Genomic DNA, 18131 nt, shown 5'->3' with positions numbered 1-18131 from the left:
GCCGCCCTCTGGGCGGCTTCTGTTTTGGGACGTTTATGTTTGATATCGGTGTGAACTTAACCAGTTCACAATTTGTAAAAGATTGGCCTCAAGTCGTGGCACGCGCAAAAGATGCAGGGGTCGCCGGTATGCTGATTACCGGTACCGATGCAAAAGAAAGCCAGGCTGCCCTTGAGCTTGCGGCAGCCTACCCGGGATATTGCTGGTCAACCGCCGGTGTTCATCCCCATCATGCGAGCACTTGGCAAAAAGGTGTGGAGCAGCAAATTCGGGTATTGGCAGCACATGCCGCAGTCGTTGCTATCGGTGAATGTGGGTTGGATTTTAACCGCAATTTTTCTACTTCAGCTGAGCAAGAAGTTGCCTTTACCGCACAGCTTGCCTTAGCGGCTGAACTCTCTTTACCGGTGTTCTTACATTGCAGAGAAGCGCATGATCGTTTCATTGCTTTACTTTCACCCTGGCTAGATAAAATTCCCGCAGCTGTTGTGCATTGTTTTACCGGCACTGCTGATGAATTGGATGCCTGTCTGGCATTGGGCTTATCTATCGGTATCACTGGTTGGGTTTGCGATGAACGTCGTGGCCTTGAATTGAGGGCGTTGTTGCCGCGTATTCCTGTCCAGCAATTACTGCTAGAAACCGATGCCCCGTATTTATTGCCACGGGATATACATCCTAAACCTACATCTCGTCGCAATGAACCCTGCTTTCTGCCTCATATCGTCCAGCAGGTTGCTGTCTGGCGACAAGAAGACCCTCAATGGCTAGGGCAGAAAACTGATGAAAACGCCCGCCGGATTTTCCGGTTGGTTTGAGTTAGGAGAACAATATGAGCTATGCATTCCCGGGCACCTTCCCTGGTCGCCGTATGCGCCGTGTGCGCCGTCATGATTTCAGCCGTCGACTGGTCGCTGAAAATCAGCTGACAGTCAATGACTTGATCTATCCGGTGTTTGTCATGGAAGGAACAAACCATCAGCAAGCCGTTTCGTCTATGCCGGGCGTCTCACGCATGACGATTGATTTGTTGGTGAAAGAAGCTGAAACCATTGCCAAGCTTGGCGTTCCGGTCATATCGTTATTCCCAGTCATTGAATCAGATATGAAATCATTACATGCGGAAGAAGCTTATAACCCGGATGGACTGGTACAACGCACTATACGAGCATTAAAAGATGCGGTGCCAGATCTGGGCATTCTCACGGATGTTGCCCTCGACCCATACACAACCCATGGGCAAGATGGTGTGATTGACGCTGACGGTTATGTCATTAACGACATCACCAAAGAGATTTTGGTGCGCCAGGCATTATCACATGCAGAAGCGGGTGCTGAGATTGTGGCCCCGAGCGATATGATGGATGGCCGTATTGGTGCTATTCGCGATCAGTTAGAGCTACAAGGGTTGGTGAACACGCAAATTATGGCGTATTCAGCAAAATATGCCTCTTGTTACTACGGTCCATTCCGCGATGCTATTGGTTCTAGCAGCAATCTGAAAGGGGGAAATAAAAAAACCTATCAAATGGATCCGGCTAACAGTGATGAAGCTTTACAAGAGATCGCTCAAGACTTGCAGGAAGGAGCCGATATGGTGATGGTCAAACCTGGGATGCCATATTTGGATGTGGTTCGCCGGGTGAAAGATACCTTTGGGGTTCCGACCTTTGCTTATCAGGTATCCGGTGAATATGCGATGCATATGGCAGCAATCCAAAATGGCTGGCTGCAAGAAAAACCAACCGTTATGGAGTCGTTACTGTGTTTTAAGCGCGCGGGTGCGGATGGAGTATTAACCTATTTTGCCAAGCAAGTTGCCCAATGGTTGCATGACGATCATATGCAGCGTTAATTGCTTTGGTAGTAATAAAAGCCCCAAGGTAGGTACTGAAATACCTATCTTGGGTTTGTTAATTAAGAGTTTTACTGTTTTTCGAACTGACGATTATCCAAGCTTTGTAGCACTTGGCTATTGAGCATATTCAGTAACAACATTGAACGAGCTTCGCCATCCGGTTCGGTATAAATCGCGTGTAAACCGGAAAAAATACCCTCAGTAATTGTCACGACATCGCCAGGAGTGGGCATTCCTGGATCAATTATTTTATCCGCAGTATGGGATTGCATCTCAGTAATAACGATCGCTGGGATTACCGCGGGCTGTACGCCAAATCGCACAAAGTGGCTAACCCCTCGGGTGGCGCTTATTGTTGTGGTATGAATATGTTCCGGATCAAACTCCACAAACAGATAATTTGGGAATAGTGCTTCCGTCATTTCAGTTCGTTTTCCACGGGCTATCTTTTCAATAGTGACTATTGGTGTCCAGCAATTCACCTCTTGTCGCTCTAGATGCTCTTTAGCACGCAAAAGTTGACCGCGTTTACAATATAACAAATGCCAGTGTTTCATAATTTCATATGCCTTTAGCTACTACCTGACAGCATAACAAAAATGGGGATACATATACAGTAAGGGAAAAGTATGTTTTATTATATCTATTTGTTATATAAGAATTTAATCATATTTATTATCGAGAGTCCGCTATCTTTTTTTGTGAATATTGATAACAAATAGTCAATAACGACATGATATTTTTTCGAGTTCGCCTGCATTCATTTTTAACAAAAAGACAGCAACTGCTATAAAGACAGCCTATAATGGCGCATCACCTAGCCGCCGAAATGATCAGCATGAAATACCGTGACTTACGTGACTTCCTCTCGTTGCTGGAACAGAGGGGTGAACTTAAACGTATTAGCCAGCCTATTGATCCCTATCTGGAAATGACAGAAATTGCCGATCGCACTTTGCGTGCTGGTGGGCCTGCATTACTTTTTGAGAATCCGAAAGGCTACAGTATGCCAGTGCTGTGTAATCTGTTTGGCACGGCCAAACGGGTTGCTATGGGAATGGGGCAAGAAGATGTCAGTGCACTGCGCGATGTCGGCAAGCTGTTAGCTTTCCTGAAAGAGCCCGATCCGCCAAAAGGTTTTCGCGATTTATTCGATAAACTGCCGAAATTCAAGCAGGTATTGAATATGCCGACGAAATGCTTAAGCTCCGCCCCGTGCCAAGAGCAAGTATGGGAGGGCGCGGATGTCGATCTAAGCCGAATCCCTGTTATGCACTGTTGGCCTGAGGATGCTGCTCCATTAGTTTCTTGGGGCTTGACGGTTACCCGTGGGCCGCATAAAGAGCGCCAGAATTTGGGTATTTATCGCCAACAAGTTCTGGGAAAAAATAAGTTGATTATGCGCTGGTTATCCCATCGTGGCGGTGCTTTGGATTATCAAGAATGGTGTGAAGCACATCCCGGTGAACGTTTCCCGGTAGCCGTCGCACTGGGGGCTGATCCTGCAACTATTTTGGCTGCAGTAACGCCCGTGCCAGATACACTGTCTGAATATGCTTTTGCTGGTTTATTACGCGGGCATAAAACCGAAGTCGTAAAATGTCTTTCCAACTCGCTTGAAGTTCCTGCAAGTGCAGAAATTGTATTGGAAGGATATATTGAGCAGGGTGAGATGGCACCGGAAGGCCCTTACGGGGATCATACCGGCTATTACAACGAGATTGATAGCTTCCCTGTCTTTACCGTCACACATATTACTCAACGTAAAGACGCGATTTATCATTCAACTTATACTGGCCGTCCTCCGGATGAACCGGCGGTGATGGGTGTTGCGCTGAATGAAGTATTTGTTCCTATTTTGCAAAAGCAATTCCCCGAGATTGTTGATTTTTATCTACCACCCGAGGGATGTTCATATCGTCTCGCCGTGGTAACAATCAAAAAACAGTATGCTGGTCATGCTAAACGCGTGATGATGGGTGTTTGGTCATTTTTACGTCAGTTTATGTATACAAAATTTGTTATTGTCTGTGACGATGACATTAATGCTCGTGATTGGAATGATGTTATTTGGGCGATTACGACCCGAATGGATCCTTCCCGCGATACGGTATTAATTGAAAATACGCCAATAGATTACTTGGATTTCGCCTCGCCGGTTTCCGGTTTAGGATCGAAAATGGGGCTGGATGCCACCAACAAATGGCCAGCAGAGACTCCGCGTGAATGGGGGCGTCCAATTAAAATGGATGAAGAAGTCCGCGCCCGCGTTGATGCTATTTGGGACGAGCTCGCCATTTTCAGTGACAAAGAGACGAAACGCTAACCGGCGTCCATTTTGTCCTTAGTTTTGCATTTGATGACCCGACAGAGGGAAGGCATGACAACTTTAAGCTGTAAAGTAACCTCCGTAGAGGCCATTACCGATACGGTGTACCGGGTGCAATTGGTGCCTGCATCTGCATTTTCTTTCCGTGCTGGACAATATTTGATGGTCGTCATGGACGAACGTGATAAACGCCCATTCTCTATGGCGTCTACGCCACTGGAAAAAGATTTCATCGAGCTGCATATCGGGGCTTCGGAGCTCAATCTGTATGCTATGGCGGTGATGGATAGAATTCTGAAAGAGAAAACGCTGGATGTAGATATCCCACATGGTGAGGCGTGGTTCCGTGAGGGCAGTCATCGTCCATTGGTTCTGATTGCCGGTGGTACAGGTTTTTCCTATGCGCGTTCCATTTTATTGGCGGCATTAGCTGAGCAACCTGATCGCGAAGTTTCCATCTATTGGGGAGGGCGCGAAGCTATACATTTATATGATCTCAGCGAACTGGAAGCGCTGTCGATAAAATATTCGCAGTTGAAAGTTATCCCTGTGGTTGAGCAGCCGGAAGAGGATTGGCGCGGCCGTACCGGAACGGTTCTGAGTGCCGTGCTGCAAGACTACGGTTCTCTTGCCGAGCAGGATATTTATATTGCGGGTCGCTTCGAAATGGCAAAGATTGCTCGTGAGCGTTTTTGTGCAGAACGCGGCGCATTGGAATCCAATATCTATGGAGATGCCTTTGCTTTTATCTGAGTAAAAAGCCCGCCCCTGACAGGCGGGAAAACGGCAACTAAACTCCAGTCTAAGGGCCTGAATTCAGGCCCTTAATGTTTTTTGGGTTATACACGTTCAAAGACGGTAGCAATACCTTGGCCTAAGCCAATGCACATGGTTGCCAGGCCGAATTGCACGTCACGACGCTCCATCAGATTGAGTAACGTGGTAGAAATACGCGCGCCTGAACAGCCTAATGGATGGCCGAGTGCAATAGCGCCCCCGTTCAGGTTTACCTTGTCATCCATGCTTTCCAGCAAACCCAAACCTTTCAGGCAAGCCAGTGATTGAGCGGCAAATGCCTCATTTAATTCAAATAAACCAATATCTTCGAGCTTAAGCCCGGCACGTTTTAGTGCCAGTTGGCTGGCGGGAACCGGGCCATAACCCATAATTGAGGGATCGCAACCGACCACTGCCATTGAGCGAATACGGGCTCGTGGTGTTAAACCCAATGATTTTGCACGAGATTCGCTCATGATAAGCATCGCAGAGGCGCCGTCGGAAAGTGCTGATGATGTCCCGGCAGTCACTGTTCCATTCACCGGATCAAAGGCTGGGCGTAGAGCTGTCAAACCTGCCAAATTGGTTTCAGGGCGAATAACTTCATCAAAATCAAAACGTTTTAATATGCCATCAGCATCATGCCCATTGGTAGCGATGATCTCTTTGGCAAAATAGCCTTCCTGTGTGGCGGTAGAGGCCCGTTGATGAGAGCGGACTGCAAACTCATCTTGAGACTCGCGGCTGATATTATGAATTTTTGCCAGCATTTCGGCTGTCAACCCCATCATTCCTGCAGCTTTAGCCACAGTACGGCCCATGCCCGGATGGAAATCAACACCGTGATTCATGGGTACGTGACCCATATGCTCCACACCACCAATTAAACTGACTTGCGCATCACCCGCCATGATAGCTCTGGCACCATCATGCAAAGCTTGCATTGATGAGCCACACAAGCGGTTAACTGTCACCGCAGGGACACTATGAGGAATTTCGGCCAGCAAAGAAGCATTGCGGGCGATATTAAAGCCCTGCTCCAAAGTCTGTTGCACACAGCCCCAATAGATATCGTCGATTTCGGCGGCATTCAACTTAGGATTACGGATCAAAATCGCCCGCATTAAGTGAGCAGAAAGATCTTCGGCTCGAACCTGACGGAATGCGCCGCCTTTGGAGCGGCCCATCGGTGTGCGAACGGCATCAATAATGACTACATTTTCCATGTTTTCAGACCTCATGCCGGTTGACTGGTAGAAATATCAGGCAGCGCTGTTGCTACAGGATAATAGCTTTCGTTATGTTCAGCTTTAGCGCTCAGCCCTACAGGGACGTGATACAGCGGGCCAAGATGCGCATAACGCTGAACCATTTCGACATAATTTGCACTGCCGATGGTGTCAAGGTAACGGAAAACGCCACCGTGGAATGGCGGGAACCCAATGCCATACACCAGCGCCATGTCGCCTTCAGCTGGGCTGGCAATAATACCTTCTTCCAGACATCGCACGACTTCATTGATCATCGGGATCATGGTGCGGGCAATAATGTCTTCATCGCTAAATTTCTGAACTGATTGAATGACTTGTGCTAGTAACTCATCCACTTTCTCATCATTTTCTTTACGCGGTTTGCCTTTGGCATCTTGAGTATAACGGTAGAAACCTTGGCCATTCTTCTGACCAAATCGTTGGTTATCGAACATCACGTCAACCGCATCGCGATAATCTTTATTCATACGTTCCGGGAAGCCAGCCGCCATTACGGCTTGTGCATGGTGTGCGGTATCAATGCCGACCACATCTAATAGATAGGCGGGGCCCATTGGCCAGCCAAATTGTTTTTCCATCACTTTATCAATTTGGCGGAAGTCCGCGCCGTCTCTCAGTAACATGCCGAATCCAGCCAGATACGGGAATAAAACACGGTTAACAAAGAAGCCTGGGCAATCATTGACTACAATCGGGGTTTTACCCATTTGCGTGGCGTATGCCACTACGGCAGCGATAGTTTTATCTGAGGTTTTGGTGCCACGAATAATTTCAACCAATGGCATCCGGTGCACTGGATTGAAGAAATGCATGCCACAGAAGTTTTCTGGGCGTTTAAGGGATTTGGCGAGCTGATCAATCGGAATTGTGGAAGTGTTAGAGGCCAAAACAGTTTCTTCGCCGATCAATGTTTCAACTTCAGCCAGTACAGCCGCTTTGACTTTTGGATTTTCTACCACCGCTTCCACGATGAGTTGGGCACGTTCAATACCGGCATAATCTAATGTTGGTTGGATGGTTGCTAAGATATTTGCCATTTTCAGGCCATCTATCTTGCCGCGCTCCAGCTGCTTATTCAGCAACTTGGCCGCTTCATTCATCCCTAGTGTGAGGGATTTTTCATTAATATCTTTCATAATGACCGGCACACCTTTTAGTGCGGATTGATAGGCAATTCCACCGCCCATAATCCCCGCACCCAGCACTGCCGCCTGTTTGGGTGCGCTGACACCTTTGGACAGTTTTTTAGCCTGCCCTTTAACATATTGATCATTTAGGAAAATACCGACTAATGCCCGTGCTTCATTGGATCCGGCTAAACGGACAAAACTGGTGGTTTCTAATTTCAATGCTTCGGTTCGGCCAAGTTTTGCGGCGGCCTCGATGGTTTTGACCGCGGTCAAGGGAGCCGGATAGTGTTTACCTGCGACTTGCATGACCATGCCTTTAGCAATGGTAAAGCACATAGCGGCTTCGGTAGGGTTGAGCTTCAGAGGCTCCAATTTCGGAAGGCGAGCGGCTTTCCAGTCAAGTTTACCGTCAATAGCCTGTTTCAGCATGGCTAAAGCTGCATCAGCCAGTTTCTCAGGGGCGACGACGGCATCAACCAGGCCAACTTTTAAAGCATCTTTAGCAATAATATCTTTGCCAGCTGCGATAATTTCCAACGCACTGTCAGCACCTAATAACCGTGGCAAGCGAACTGAACCGCCAAAACCTGGCATGATTCCGAGCTTGGTTTCCGGTAGGCCGATACGTGCTTCTGGTGAAGCTACGCGGAAATCTGTGGCCAGAATACATTCGCACCCGCCACCCAGCGCATATCCATTAATCGCAGATATGGTCGGTACCGGTAAATCTTCCAAACGGTTAAAAATGTCGTTGGCGAAAACCAACCATTGATGCAATTTTTCCGGTGGGGCATTAAACAGGGATAGAAACTCAGTGATATCAGCACCGACAATAAAGGCCGCCTTGGTGGAGCGCAACAGCAACCCTTTGAGTTCGCTTTGGTTTTCCAACACAATCAAGGCTTCACCCAGATTGGCTACAGTTTTAGTATCCAGTTTATTAACTGAGCCCGGTGCTTCAAACACCAACTCTGCTATGCCGTTTTCCAGCCAATGAAGCTTTAATGTTTCGCTTTGGTAGAGCATATCTATCTCCTGAATAAGCGCATGTGATCTGGTATGACCAGATATTCAGGAAGTGTGGATATTTTGTTAATTAATTGCAAACAAGAGATTGATTTTTTGCAGTGAAGATCACAGTCAATCGGATGGCATAATTGATTTTCATCAATTTTATTCGAGGCGTCTCGAGGGGATGAAAAATGGATTTATTGCTTACTTGCGAGCGAGTTATCGCGTCAGTTATTTTGGATATTGTTGTTATCACATCATGGAATGAGTGTCGACGAAACATGGCCTCGGTGACTATGATAAGATTAAAAAATTAAGTTCTAATAGCGAAGGGTACTGTGATGGAAACGCTGGCTTCTTTATATAACGAACATTTGTCCACTCTACAACAACGCACTCGCGAGGTGTTAGAGCGTCATCAGTTAGATGCTTTATTGATTCATTCCGGTGAGTTGCAACGTATTTTCCTTGATGACCGTGACTATCCTTTTAAAGTTAATGCCCAATTCAAAGCTTGGGTGCCAGTGACGCAAGTTCCAAACTGCTGGTTATGGGTTGATGGCGTTAATACGCCGAAGTTATGGTTTTACTCCCCAGTAGATTATTGGCACAGTGTTGAGCCACTTCCAGACAGCTTCTGGACCAAGGCCATTGATATCCAACCATTGGCAAACGCTAATGATATTGCACAACTGTTACCGGCACAGCGCGAGCGAGTTGCGTACATTGGATATGCTCAAGAACGCGCCCAGGCCTTGGGTTTCAGTGCAGAAAACATTAATCCACAGCCAGTGTTGGATTATCTGCATTTCTACCGCTCTTATAAAACAGATTATGAACTGGCCTGCATGCGTGAAGCGCAAAAAACGGCAGTTGCCGGGCATCGCGCAGCTCATGAAGCATTCCAGTCCGGTATGAGTGAGTTTGATATCAACCTCGCTTATCTGATGGCTACCGGTCATCGTGATACTGATGTGCCCTACGATAATATTGTTGCGCTAAATGAACATTCAGCTGTACTCCATTACACTACGCTACAACACCAGCCACCGGCAGAAATGCGTAGTTTCCTGATGGATGCGGGCGCGGAATATAATGGCTATGCTGCTGACTTGACCCGCACTTATGCCGCAGACAGTGAAAACGATTTTGCCGCATTGATCAAAGACCTTAATAATGAACAGCTTGAACTGATTAAAACCATTAAAAGTGGTGAGCGCTATACCGATTATCATGTTCAGATGCATCAGCGTATTGCGAAGTTGCTGCGTACTCATAACTTGGTGACGGGTATCAGTGAAGAGGCGATGGTCGAACAAGGTATTACCTGCCCATTCTTACCACACGGGCTGGGTCACCCTCTAGGGTTGCAAGTTCATGATACTGCTGGTTTTATGCAGGATGATAAAGGGACGCATCTCAGCGCGCCATCCAAATATCCTTACCTACGCTGCACTCGTATTCTGCAACCGCGCATGGTATTGACCATTGAACCTGGCCTCTACTTTATCGAATCCTTATTGGCACCTTGGCGCTCCGGTGAATTCAGTCAGCATTTCAATTGGGATCTTATCGAAACACTGAAACCTTATGGTGGTATTCGTATAGAAGACAATATCGTTATTCACGATAATCGGGTCGAGAACATGACACGCGACCTGAAGCTGGCCTAATGCAGCCGTATCTAATCCCTACGGCGCCGGTGACTATCAGCGAAGAGATTAAAAAAAGTCGATTCATCACCTTGCTGGCGCATACCAGTGGGGTGAATGAAGCGAAAGATTTTATTCAGCAGATAAAGCAACAGCATCCAACAGCCCGGCATCATTGCTGGGCTTTTGTTGCCGGAGCACCTATAGATTCACAGCAATTAGGTTTTTCCGATGATGGTGAGCCTTCGGGCACGGCGGGTAAACCGATTCTTGCCCAACTGATGGGCAGTGGCATAGGTGAAATAACCGCGGTGGTTGTGCGCTATTATGGTGGCATCAAGTTGGGTACTGGTGGGCTAGTCAGGGCTTATGGCAGTGGTGTTCAACAGGCGTTGAAGCAAATTGAAGTAAAATATAAAGTCCCACAGGTAGAATATACTTTGCAGTGTGACTATGCGCAGTTGTCCATAGTAGAAACATTATTACAGCAGGTTGAAGGCCAGATTTTACAGAGTGATTACGCACAATTTGTGACACTCCATCTCTCTTTGCCAGCAACTCAAGCCAGTCAGGTCGGGGATAAATTGCGGGATCTCAGTCGTGGTACGTTGCAATTGACACCCATTTCGCAATAATCCCCATCCAAGTGAATTGCTAAGGAACGTGCCGGAATGCATTTTCGTGCCATAACCCGTATTGTCGGCCTGCTAGTTATCTTATTCTCCGGGACAATGTTTATTCCTGGGGTAGTGGCCTTGATCTATCGTGATGGTGCCGGCCGTGCCTTCAGCGAAACCTTTTTTGTTGCCTTGGCAATAGGCCTTTTACTGTGGCTACCGAACCGAAAACAGAAGCATGAGTTAAAGCCCCGAGAGGGCTTTTTGATCGTCGTGCTGTTCTGGACAGTGTTGGGCAGTGTCGGGGCATTACCGTTTTTATTCTCTGAGCGACCTAATCTTTCGCTGACTGATGCATTCTTTGAATCATTTTCTGGGCTGACAACTACCGGAGCCACTACGCTGGTGGGATTGGATTCGCTGCCTAAAGCTATTTTATTCTATCGACAAATGCTGCAATGGCTTGGTGGCATGGGGATCATTGTGTTGGCGGTGGCCATCTTGCCTATCTTAGGTGTTGGGGGGATGCAGCTCTATCGGGCGGAAATGCCTGGGCCGTTGAAAGATAATAAAATGCGCCCCCGGATTGCTGAAACAGCGAAAACACTTTGGCTTATCTATGTCTTGCTGACCATTGCTTGTGCGCTTTCTCTGTGGGCTGCCGGAATGTCGGTGTTTGATGCTATCTCTCACAGCTTTTCTACGATTGCAATAGGCGGCTTCTCTACTCATGACGCCAGTATCGGTTACTTCAACAGCCCGACGATTAACACTATTATTGCTATTTTCTTGCTAATCTCGGGGTGTAACTTTGGCCTGCACTTTGCTGTGCTCAGTGGCCGCAGTTTGAAAGTTTATTGGCGTGATCCCGAATTCCGTATGTTTATCTTTGTACAATTGACGCTGGTTATCGTTTGTACCTTAGTGCTCTGGCAACACAGTGTATACAAGTCGGGGATAGAAACCTTAAATCAGGCCTTTTTCCAAGTGGTCTCTATGGCGACTACGGCGGGCTTCACGACGGACAGCATTTCCAAGTGGCCGTTATTCCTACCGATACTCTTATTATGTTCTGCTTTTATCGGGGGGTGTGCGGGGTCGACCGGTGGCGGTTTGAAAGTTATCCGTATCTTGTTGCTTTATCTACAAGGTTCGCGTGAGTTAAAACGCTTGGTTCATCCAAACGCGGTCTACACCATCAAGCTGGGGCGACGAGCATTGCCGGAACGGATACTGGAAGCCGTTTGGGGTTTCTTCTCTGCATATGCATTGGTTTTCATTATCAGTATGTTGGCTATCATCGCAACGGGTGTTGATGAGTTTTCTGCTTTTGCGGCAGTGACCGCAACATTGAACAATTTAGGGCCCGGTTTGGGCGTAGTCGCGGATAACTTCACTTCTATGAACCCGGCTGCTAAATGGATATTAGTGATAACAATGCTATTTGGCCGGTTGGAAGTTTTCACCTTGCTGGTTCTTTTCACCCCAACATTCTGGCGTGAGTAATTCTGCATAAGGAACATTGCTATGAAAGTACTGATACTTTACTCCAGCCGAGATGGTCAAACGCAAACCATCGCTTCTTATATAGCTAAGGAATTATCCACCGGTGCCACGTGTGAAATACAGGACTTGGCCAATGTGGAGAAAATAGACCTGAGGCAGTATCAGCAAGTAATGATTGGCGCCTCTGTACGTTATGGCCATTTCAGCCCGGTATTGAGTAAATTCGTCAATAAACATGTTGAACAGCTTAATCAAATACCGAGTGCGTTCTTTGCCGTCAATCTGACCGCGCGTAAACCAGAGAAACGTTCTCCCCAGACTAATGCTTATGTTCGCAAGTTCTTACTCGGCACACCTTGGCAACCCACATTGTGTACGGTATTCGCAGGAGCCCTGCGTTATCCCCGCTATCGGTGGATAGACAAGGTCATGATTCAACTTATTATGCGAATGACGGGCGGAGAAACGGATACCAGCAAAGAAGTCGAGTATACCGATTGGCAACAGGTGAGCGGTTTTGCTCAAGATTTCTCAGCGCTACAGTACAAAAAGTGACGAGAATGGTGGTTATCACCGCAAGTTGTTGAAAAAAAACACGGTTGAAAAGTTTTTTCAAATTAGGGGTTGCAGGCTGTCAGGAACTCCCTATAATGCGCCTCCACTGACCGGGAACAACGAAACACACTTCGCCAGGTCAGGAAGAGAAAAGAATGATTTTGACTTCGAAAGAAAACAAATAAATCCTTGACTCTTCAGCGGGAAAGCGTATTATTTGCCTCCCGCGTTACCGTAAGATTCGCCGAAAGGCAAACGGGTAACGAACGCTCTTTAACAATTTATCAGACAATCTGTGTGGGCACTCGCAAGACGATATCGAAGCCTGTTTCGACAGGCAGAAGAAATATCAAAGTCTTGAAGAGTGACCAAAGCAGTACACATTTGAACTTCGGTTCGAATGCATATTTGCAGAAAGTAATCTTTGAGCATCGCTATGTTAACTCATAGCAAATCAAACAAATCTTAAATTGAAGAGTTTGATCATGGCTCAGATTGAACGCTGGCGGCAGGCCTAACACATGCAAGTCGAGCGGCAGCGGGAAGTAGTTTACTACTTTGCCGGCGAGCGGCGGACGGGTGAGTAATGTCTGGGAAACTGCCTGATGGAGGGGGATAACTACTGGAAACGGTAGCTAATACCGCATGACCTCGCAAGAGCAAAGTGGGGGACCTTCGGGCCTCACGCCATCGGATGTGCCCAGATGGGATTAGCTAGTAGGTGGGGTAATGGCTCACCTAGGCGACGATCCCTAGCTGGTCTGAGAGGATGACCAGCCACACTGGAACTGAGACACGGTCCAGACTCCTACGGGAGGCAGCAGTGGGGAATATTGCACAATGGGCGCAAGCCTGATGCAGCCATGCCGCGTGTGTGAAGAAGGCCTTCGGGTTGTAAAGCACTTTCAGCGAGGAGGAAGGGTTCAGTGTTAATAGCACTGAGCATTGACGTTACTCGCAGAAGAAGCACCGGCTAACTCCGTGCCAGCAGCCGCGGTAATACGGAGGGTGCAAGCGTTAATCGGAATTACTGGGCGTAAAGCGCACGCAGGCGGTTTGTTAAGTCAGATGTGAAATCCCCGCGCTTAACGTGGGAACTGCATTTGAAACTGGCAAGCTAGAGTCTTGTAGAGGGGGGTAGAATTCCAGGTGTAGCGGTGAAATGCGTAGAGATCTGGAGGAATACCGGTGGCGAAGGCGGCCCCCTGGACAAAGACTGACGCTCAGGTGCGAAAGCGTGGGGAGCAAACAGGATTAGATACCCTGGTAGTCCACGCTGTAAACGATGTCGACTTGGAGGTTGTGCCCTTGAGGCGTGGCTTCCGGAGCTAACGCGTTAAGTCGACCGCCTGGGGAGTACGGCCGCAAGGTTAAAACTCAAATGAATTGACGGGGGCCCGCACAAGCGGTGGAGCATGTGGTTTAATTCGATGCAACGCGAAGAACCTTACCTACTCTTGACATCCACAGAACTTAGCAGAGATGCTTAGGTGCCTTCGGGAACTGTGAGACAGGTGCTGCATGGCTGTCGTCAGCTCGTGTTGTGAAATGTTGGGTTAAGTCCCGCAACGAGCGCAACCCTTATCCTTTGTTGCCAGCACGTAATGGTGGGAACTCAAGGGAGACTGCCGGTGACAAACCGGAGGAAGGTGGGGATGACGTCAAGTCATCATGGCCCTTACGAGTAGGGCTACACACGTGCTACAATGGCAGATACAAAGTGAAGCGAACTCGCGAGAGCAAGCGGACCACATAAAGTCTGTCGTAGTCCGGATTGGAGTCTGCAACTCGACTCCATGAAGTCGGAATCGCTAGTAATCGTAGATCAGAATGCTACGGTGAATACGTTCCCGGGCCTTGTACACACCGCCCGTCACACCATGGGAGTGGGTTGCAAAAGAAGTAGGTAGCTTAACCTTCGGGAGGGCGCTTACCACTTTGTGATTCATGACTGGGGTGAAGTCGTAACAAGGTAACCGTAGGGGAACCTGCGGTTGGATCACCTCCTTACCTAACGATACGCATTGCGCAGTGTCCACACAGATTGTCTGATGAATGTAAATGAGCAAGAGCACCTGTTGATGAGGGTGATGACTTGTGTTGTAAAACCTCGATATTGAGATTTCACTGCATCAGTCGTTCGAATGTGTCACCACATTCTCACCTTTACACAAAAATACTGAATCTGTGATTTAGTAGAAATTTTTGTGTCCCCATCGTCTAGAGGCCTAGGACACTGCCCTTTCACGGCTGTAACAGGGGTTCGAATCCCCTTGGGGACGCCATTCCGATAATGTGTGAAAGACATTATCACCTGAATATCTTAAAGATGACTTTAACGAGTCGTGTTTAAGATATTGCTCTTTAACAATCTGGAACAAGCTGAAAATTGAAACAATACAGCTGAAACTTATCTCTCCGTAGATGTACTGAGGTAAGGATTAACCTGTATTAGAGTCTCTCAAATAATCGCAACGCAAGTTGTCTGCAAAGACACCTTCGGGTTGTGAGGTTAAGCGACTAAGCGTACACGGTGGATGCCTAGGCAGTCAGAGGCGATGAAGGGCGTGCTAATCTGCGAAAAGCGTCGGTAAGGTGATATGAACCGTTATAACCGACGATACCCGAATGGGGAAACCCAGTGCAATTCGTTGCACTATTGCATGGTGAATACATAGCCATGCAAGGCGAACCGGGGGAACTGAAACATCTAAGTACCCCGAGGAAAAGAAATCAACCGAGATTCCCCCAGTAGCGGCGAGCGAACGGGGAGGAGCCCAGAGTCTGAATCAGTTTGTGTGTTAGTGGAAGCGTCTGGAAAGTCGCAGGGTACAGGGTGATACTCCCGTACACAAAAACACACTTGCTGTGAACTCGATGAGTAGGGCGGGACACGTGACATCCTGTCTGAATATGGGGGGACCATCCTCCAAGGCTAAATACTCCTGACTGACCGATAGTGAACCAGTACCGTGAGGGAAAGGCGAAAAGAACCCCGGCGAGGGGAGTGAAATAGAACCTGAAACCGTGTACGTACAAGCAGTGGGAGCCTACTTTGTTGGGTGACTGCGTACCTTTTGTATAATGGGTCAGCGACTTATATTTTGTAGCAAGGTTAACCGAATAGGGGAGCCGTAGGGAAACCGAGTCTTAACTGGGCGTCTAGTTGCAAGGTATAGACCCGAAACCCGGTGATCTAGCCATGGGCAGGTTGAAGGTTGGGTAACACTAACTGGAGGACCGAACCGACTAATGTTGAAAAATTAGCGGATGACTTGTGGCTGGGGGTGAAAGGCCAATCAAACCGGGAGATAGCTGGTTCTCCCCGAAAGCTATTTAGGTAGCGCCTCGTGAACTCATCTTCGGGGGTAGAGCACTGTTTCGGCTAGGGGGCCATCCCGGCTTACCAAACCGATGCAAACTCCGAATACCGAAGAATGTTATCACGGGAGACACACGGCGGGTGCTAACGTCCGTCGTGAAGAGGGAAACAACCCAGACCGCCAGCTAAGGTCCCAAAGTCATGGTTAAGTGGGAAACGATGTGGGAAGGCATAGACAGCCAGGATGTTGGCTTAGAAGCAGCCATCATTTAAAGAAAGCGTAATAGCTCACTGGTCGAGTCGGCCTGCGCGGAAGATGTAACGGGGCTAAACCATGCACCGAAGCTGCGGCAGCGACGCTTAGGCGTTGTTGGGTAGGGGAGCGTTCTGTAAGCCGTTGAAGGTGACCTGTGAGGGTTGCTGGAGGTATCAGAAGTGCGAATGCTGACATAAGTAACGATAATGCGGGTGAAAAACCCGCACGCCGGAAGACCAAGGGTTCCTGTCCAACGTTAATCGGGGCAGGGTGAGTCGACCCCTAAGGCGAGGCTGAAAAGCGTAGTCGATGGGAAACAGGTTAATATTCCTGTACTTGGTGTTACTGCGAAGGGGGGACGGAGAAGGCTAGGCTAGCCGGGCGACGGTTGTCCCGGTTTAAGCATGTAGGCGGAGTGACTTGGTAAATCCGGTTGCTTATCAACGCTGAGGTGTGATGACGAGTCACTACGGTGATGAAGTAGTTGATGCCAAGCTTCCAGGAAAAGCCTCTAAGCATCAGGTAACATTAAATCGTACCCCAAACCGACACAGGTGGTCAGGTAGAGAATACTCAGGCGCTTGAGAGAACTCGGGTGAAGGAACTAGGCAAAATGGTGCCGTAACTTCGGGAGAAGGCACGCTGGCATTAGGTAAAGGGACTTGCTCCCGGAGCTGAAGCCAGTCGCAGATACCAGCTGGCTGCAACTGTTTAATAAAAACACAGCACTGTGCAAACACGAAAGTGGACGTATACGGTGTGACGCCTGCCCGGTGCTGGAAGGTTAATTGATGGGGTCAGCCGCAAGGCGAAGCTCTTGATCGAAGCCCCAGTAAACGGCGGCCGTAACTATAACGGTCCTAAGGTAGCGAAATTCCTTGTCGGGTAAGTTCCGACCTGCACGAATGGCGTAATGATGGCCAGGCTGTCTCCACCCGAGACTCAGTGAAATTGAACTCGCTGTGAAGATGCAGTGTACCCGCGGCAAGACGGAAAGACCCCGTGAACCTTTACTATAGCTTGACACTGAACATTGAGCCTTGATGTGTAGGATAGGTGGGAGGCATTGAAGTGTGGACGCCAGTCTGCATGGAGCCAACCTTGAAATACCACCCTTTAATGTTTGATGTTCTAACTCGGCCCCGTAATCCGGGGTGAGGACAGTGTCTGGTGGGTAGTTTGACTGGGGCGGTCTCCTCCCAAAGAGTAACGGAGGAGCACGAAGGTTAGCTAATCACGGTCGGACATCGTGAGGTTAGTGCAAAGGCATAAGCTAGCTTGACTGCGAGAGTGACGGCTCGAGCAGGTACGAAAGTAGGTCTTAGTGATCCGGTGGTTCTGAATGGAAGGGCCATCGCTCAACGGATAAAAGGTACTCCGGGGATAACAGGCTGATACCGCCCAAGAGTTCATATCGACGGCGGTGTTTGGCACCTCGATGTCGGCTCATCACATCCTGGGGCTGAAGTAGGTCCCAAGGGTATGGCTGTTCGCCATTTAAAGTGGTACGCGAGCTGGGTTTAGAACGTCGTGAGACAGTTCGGTCCCTATCTGCCGTGGGCGTTGGAAGATTGAGAGGGGCTGCTCCTAGTACGAGAGGACCGGAGTGGACGAATCACTGGTGTTCGGGTTGTCATGCCAATGGCATTGCCCGGTAGCTAAATTCGGAAGAGATAACCGCTGAAAGCATCTAAGCGGGAAACTTGCCTCGAGATGAGTCTTCCCTGGGGCTTTAAGCCCCCTGAAGGAACGTTAAAGACTATGACGTTGATAGGCTGGGTGTGTAAGTGCAGCGATGCATTGAGCTAACCAGTACTAATGATCCGTGAGGCTTAACCTTACAACAC

The 18131-nt window shown here is 48.4% G+C and carries 11 protein-coding genes, 1 tRNA gene and 2 rRNA genes; 11 read left to right on the top strand and 3 right to left on the bottom strand.

Translation table 11 applies throughout. The features are described 5' to 3' along the window. The first annotated feature begins 35 nt into the window (after positions 1 to 35). Both tatD and hemB read left to right on the top strand, forming a co-directional pair. Positions 36 to 818: a 3'-5' ssDNA/RNA exonuclease TatD gene (gene tatD / locus DX162_RS04655; RefSeq protein ID WP_004391381.1), complete on the top strand. Its 783-nt coding sequence runs from the start codon at positions 36 to 38 to the stop codon at positions 816 to 818. Positions 819 to 832: 14 nt separating this feature from the next. Continuing rightward, positions 833 to 1855 (top strand): porphobilinogen synthase, encoded by a 1023-nt coding sequence (hemB, locus tag DX162_RS04650; RefSeq protein WP_004391382.1) that lies wholly within the window; start codon positions 833 to 835, stop codon positions 1853 to 1855. 71 nt (positions 1856 to 1926) lie between these two features. On the opposite strand, the gene rfaH is transcribed toward hemB, so the two are convergent. After that, positions 1927 to 2415, bottom strand: coding sequence for a transcription/translation regulatory transformer protein RfaH (rfaH, locus tag DX162_RS04645; RefSeq protein ID WP_004391383.1), 489 nt, complete (start codon positions 2413 to 2415; stop codon positions 1927 to 1929). Between the two features lie 272 nt (positions 2416 to 2687). Between rfaH and ubiD the strand changes: the two genes are divergently transcribed. Together ubiD and fre are read left to right on the top strand one after the other, a co-directional pair. Beyond that, positions 2688 to 4184: a 4-hydroxy-3-polyprenylbenzoate decarboxylase gene (gene ubiD / locus DX162_RS04640; RefSeq protein WP_004391384.1), complete on the top strand. Its 1497-nt coding sequence runs from the start codon at positions 2688 to 2690 to the stop codon at positions 4182 to 4184. 54 nt (positions 4185 to 4238) lie between these two features. Next, a complete protein-coding gene (gene fre, locus DX162_RS04635) occupies positions 4239 to 4940 on the top strand; it encodes an NAD(P)H-flavin reductase (RefSeq protein ID WP_032820199.1) in 702 nt (233 codons plus the stop codon). Positions 4941 to 5026: 86 nt separating this feature from the next. Here fre and fadA read toward each other — a convergent pair whose 3' ends face one another. Continuing rightward, positions 5027 to 6190 (bottom strand): acetyl-CoA C-acyltransferase FadA, encoded by a 1164-nt coding sequence (gene fadA / locus DX162_RS04630; RefSeq protein ID WP_004391386.1) that lies wholly within the window; start codon positions 6188 to 6190, stop codon positions 5027 to 5029. Positions 6191 to 6201: 11 nt separating this feature from the next. Further along, positions 6202 to 8391, bottom strand: a complete 2190-nt coding sequence (gene fadB / locus DX162_RS04625; RefSeq protein WP_004391387.1) for a fatty acid oxidation complex subunit alpha FadB — start codon at positions 8389 to 8391, stop codon at positions 6202 to 6204. A 326-nt stretch (positions 8392 to 8717) separates the two neighbouring features. Here fadB and pepQ point away from each other — a divergent pair, with 326 nt between their 5' ends. The 7 genes from pepQ (at position 8718) to DX162_RS04585 (ending at position 18124) form a co-directional block, all read left to right on the top strand. After that, positions 8718 to 10049 (top strand): Xaa-Pro dipeptidase, encoded by a 1332-nt coding sequence (gene pepQ / locus DX162_RS04620; protein WP_004391389.1) that lies wholly within the window; start codon positions 8718 to 8720, stop codon positions 10047 to 10049. Then, positions 10049 to 10663: an IMPACT family protein gene (locus tag DX162_RS04615; RefSeq protein ID WP_032820200.1), complete on the top strand. Its 615-nt coding sequence runs from the start codon at positions 10049 to 10051 to the stop codon at positions 10661 to 10663. The genes pepQ and DX162_RS04615 overlap by 1 nt, the downstream gene beginning before the upstream one ends. 36 nt (positions 10664 to 10699) lie before the next feature. Further along, positions 10700 to 12151, top strand: coding sequence for a Trk system potassium transporter TrkH (gene trkH / locus DX162_RS04610; RefSeq protein ID WP_004391390.1), 1452 nt, complete (start codon positions 10700 to 10702; stop codon positions 12149 to 12151). A gap of 21 nt (positions 12152 to 12172) precedes the next feature. Then, positions 12173 to 12706 (top strand): menaquinone-dependent protoporphyrinogen IX dehydrogenase, encoded by a 534-nt coding sequence (gene hemG, locus DX162_RS04605; RefSeq protein WP_004391391.1) that lies wholly within the window; start codon positions 12173 to 12175, stop codon positions 12704 to 12706. Between the two features lie 467 nt (positions 12707 to 13173). Next, positions 13174 to 14716: ribosomal RNA gene (locus DX162_RS04595) — 16S ribosomal RNA — on the top strand. Between the two features lie 199 nt (positions 14717 to 14915). After that, positions 14916 to 14991, top strand: a tRNA-Glu gene (locus tag DX162_RS04590). Positions 14992 to 15216: 225 nt separating this feature from the next. Then, positions 15217 to 18124 (top strand): 23S ribosomal RNA (locus DX162_RS04585). Together the 16S and 23S rRNA genes with 1 tRNA gene alongside form the textbook arrangement of a ribosomal RNA operon. Positions 18125 to 18131 lie beyond the last annotated feature (7 nt).

Origin of the sequence: Yersinia kristensenii, assembly GCF_900460525.1 — a bacterium.
Taxonomy (GTDB): Bacteria; Pseudomonadota; Gammaproteobacteria; order Enterobacterales; family Enterobacteriaceae; genus Yersinia; species Yersinia kristensenii.
Note: the sequence above shows the minus strand (reverse complement) of the source record. Positions and strands in the feature narration are given on the sequence as shown.

Coding starts and splice junctions, on each gene's coding strand:
- hemB (WP_004391382.1), top strand. CDS start 833: ATGAGCTATGCATTCCCGGGCACCTTCCCTGGTCGCCGTATGCGCCGT.
- fadA (WP_004391386.1), bottom strand. CDS start 6,190: ATGGAAAATGTAGTCATTATTGATGCCGTTCGCACACCGATGGGCCGC.
- fadB (WP_004391387.1), bottom strand. CDS start 8,391: ATGCTCTACCAAAGCGAAACATTAAAGCTTCATTGGCTGGAAAACGGC.
- tatD (WP_004391381.1), top strand. CDS start 36: ATGTTTGATATCGGTGTGAACTTAACCAGTTCACAATTTGTAAAAGAT.
- ubiD (WP_004391384.1), top strand. CDS start 2,688: ATGATCAGCATGAAATACCGTGACTTACGTGACTTCCTCTCGTTGCTG.
- fre (WP_032820199.1), top strand. CDS start 4,239: ATGACAACTTTAAGCTGTAAAGTAACCTCCGTAGAGGCCATTACCGAT.
- trkH (WP_004391390.1), top strand. CDS start 10,700: ATGCATTTTCGTGCCATAACCCGTATTGTCGGCCTGCTAGTTATCTTA.
- pepQ (WP_004391389.1), top strand. CDS start 8,718: ATGGAAACGCTGGCTTCTTTATATAACGAACATTTGTCCACTCTACAA.
- DX162_RS04615 (WP_032820200.1), top strand. CDS start 10,049: ATGCAGCCGTATCTAATCCCTACGGCGCCGGTGACTATCAGCGAAGAG.
- rfaH (WP_004391383.1), bottom strand. CDS start 2,415: ATGAAACACTGGCATTTGTTATATTGTAAACGCGGTCAACTTTTGCGT.
- hemG (WP_004391391.1), top strand. CDS start 12,173: ATGAAAGTACTGATACTTTACTCCAGCCGAGATGGTCAAACGCAAACC.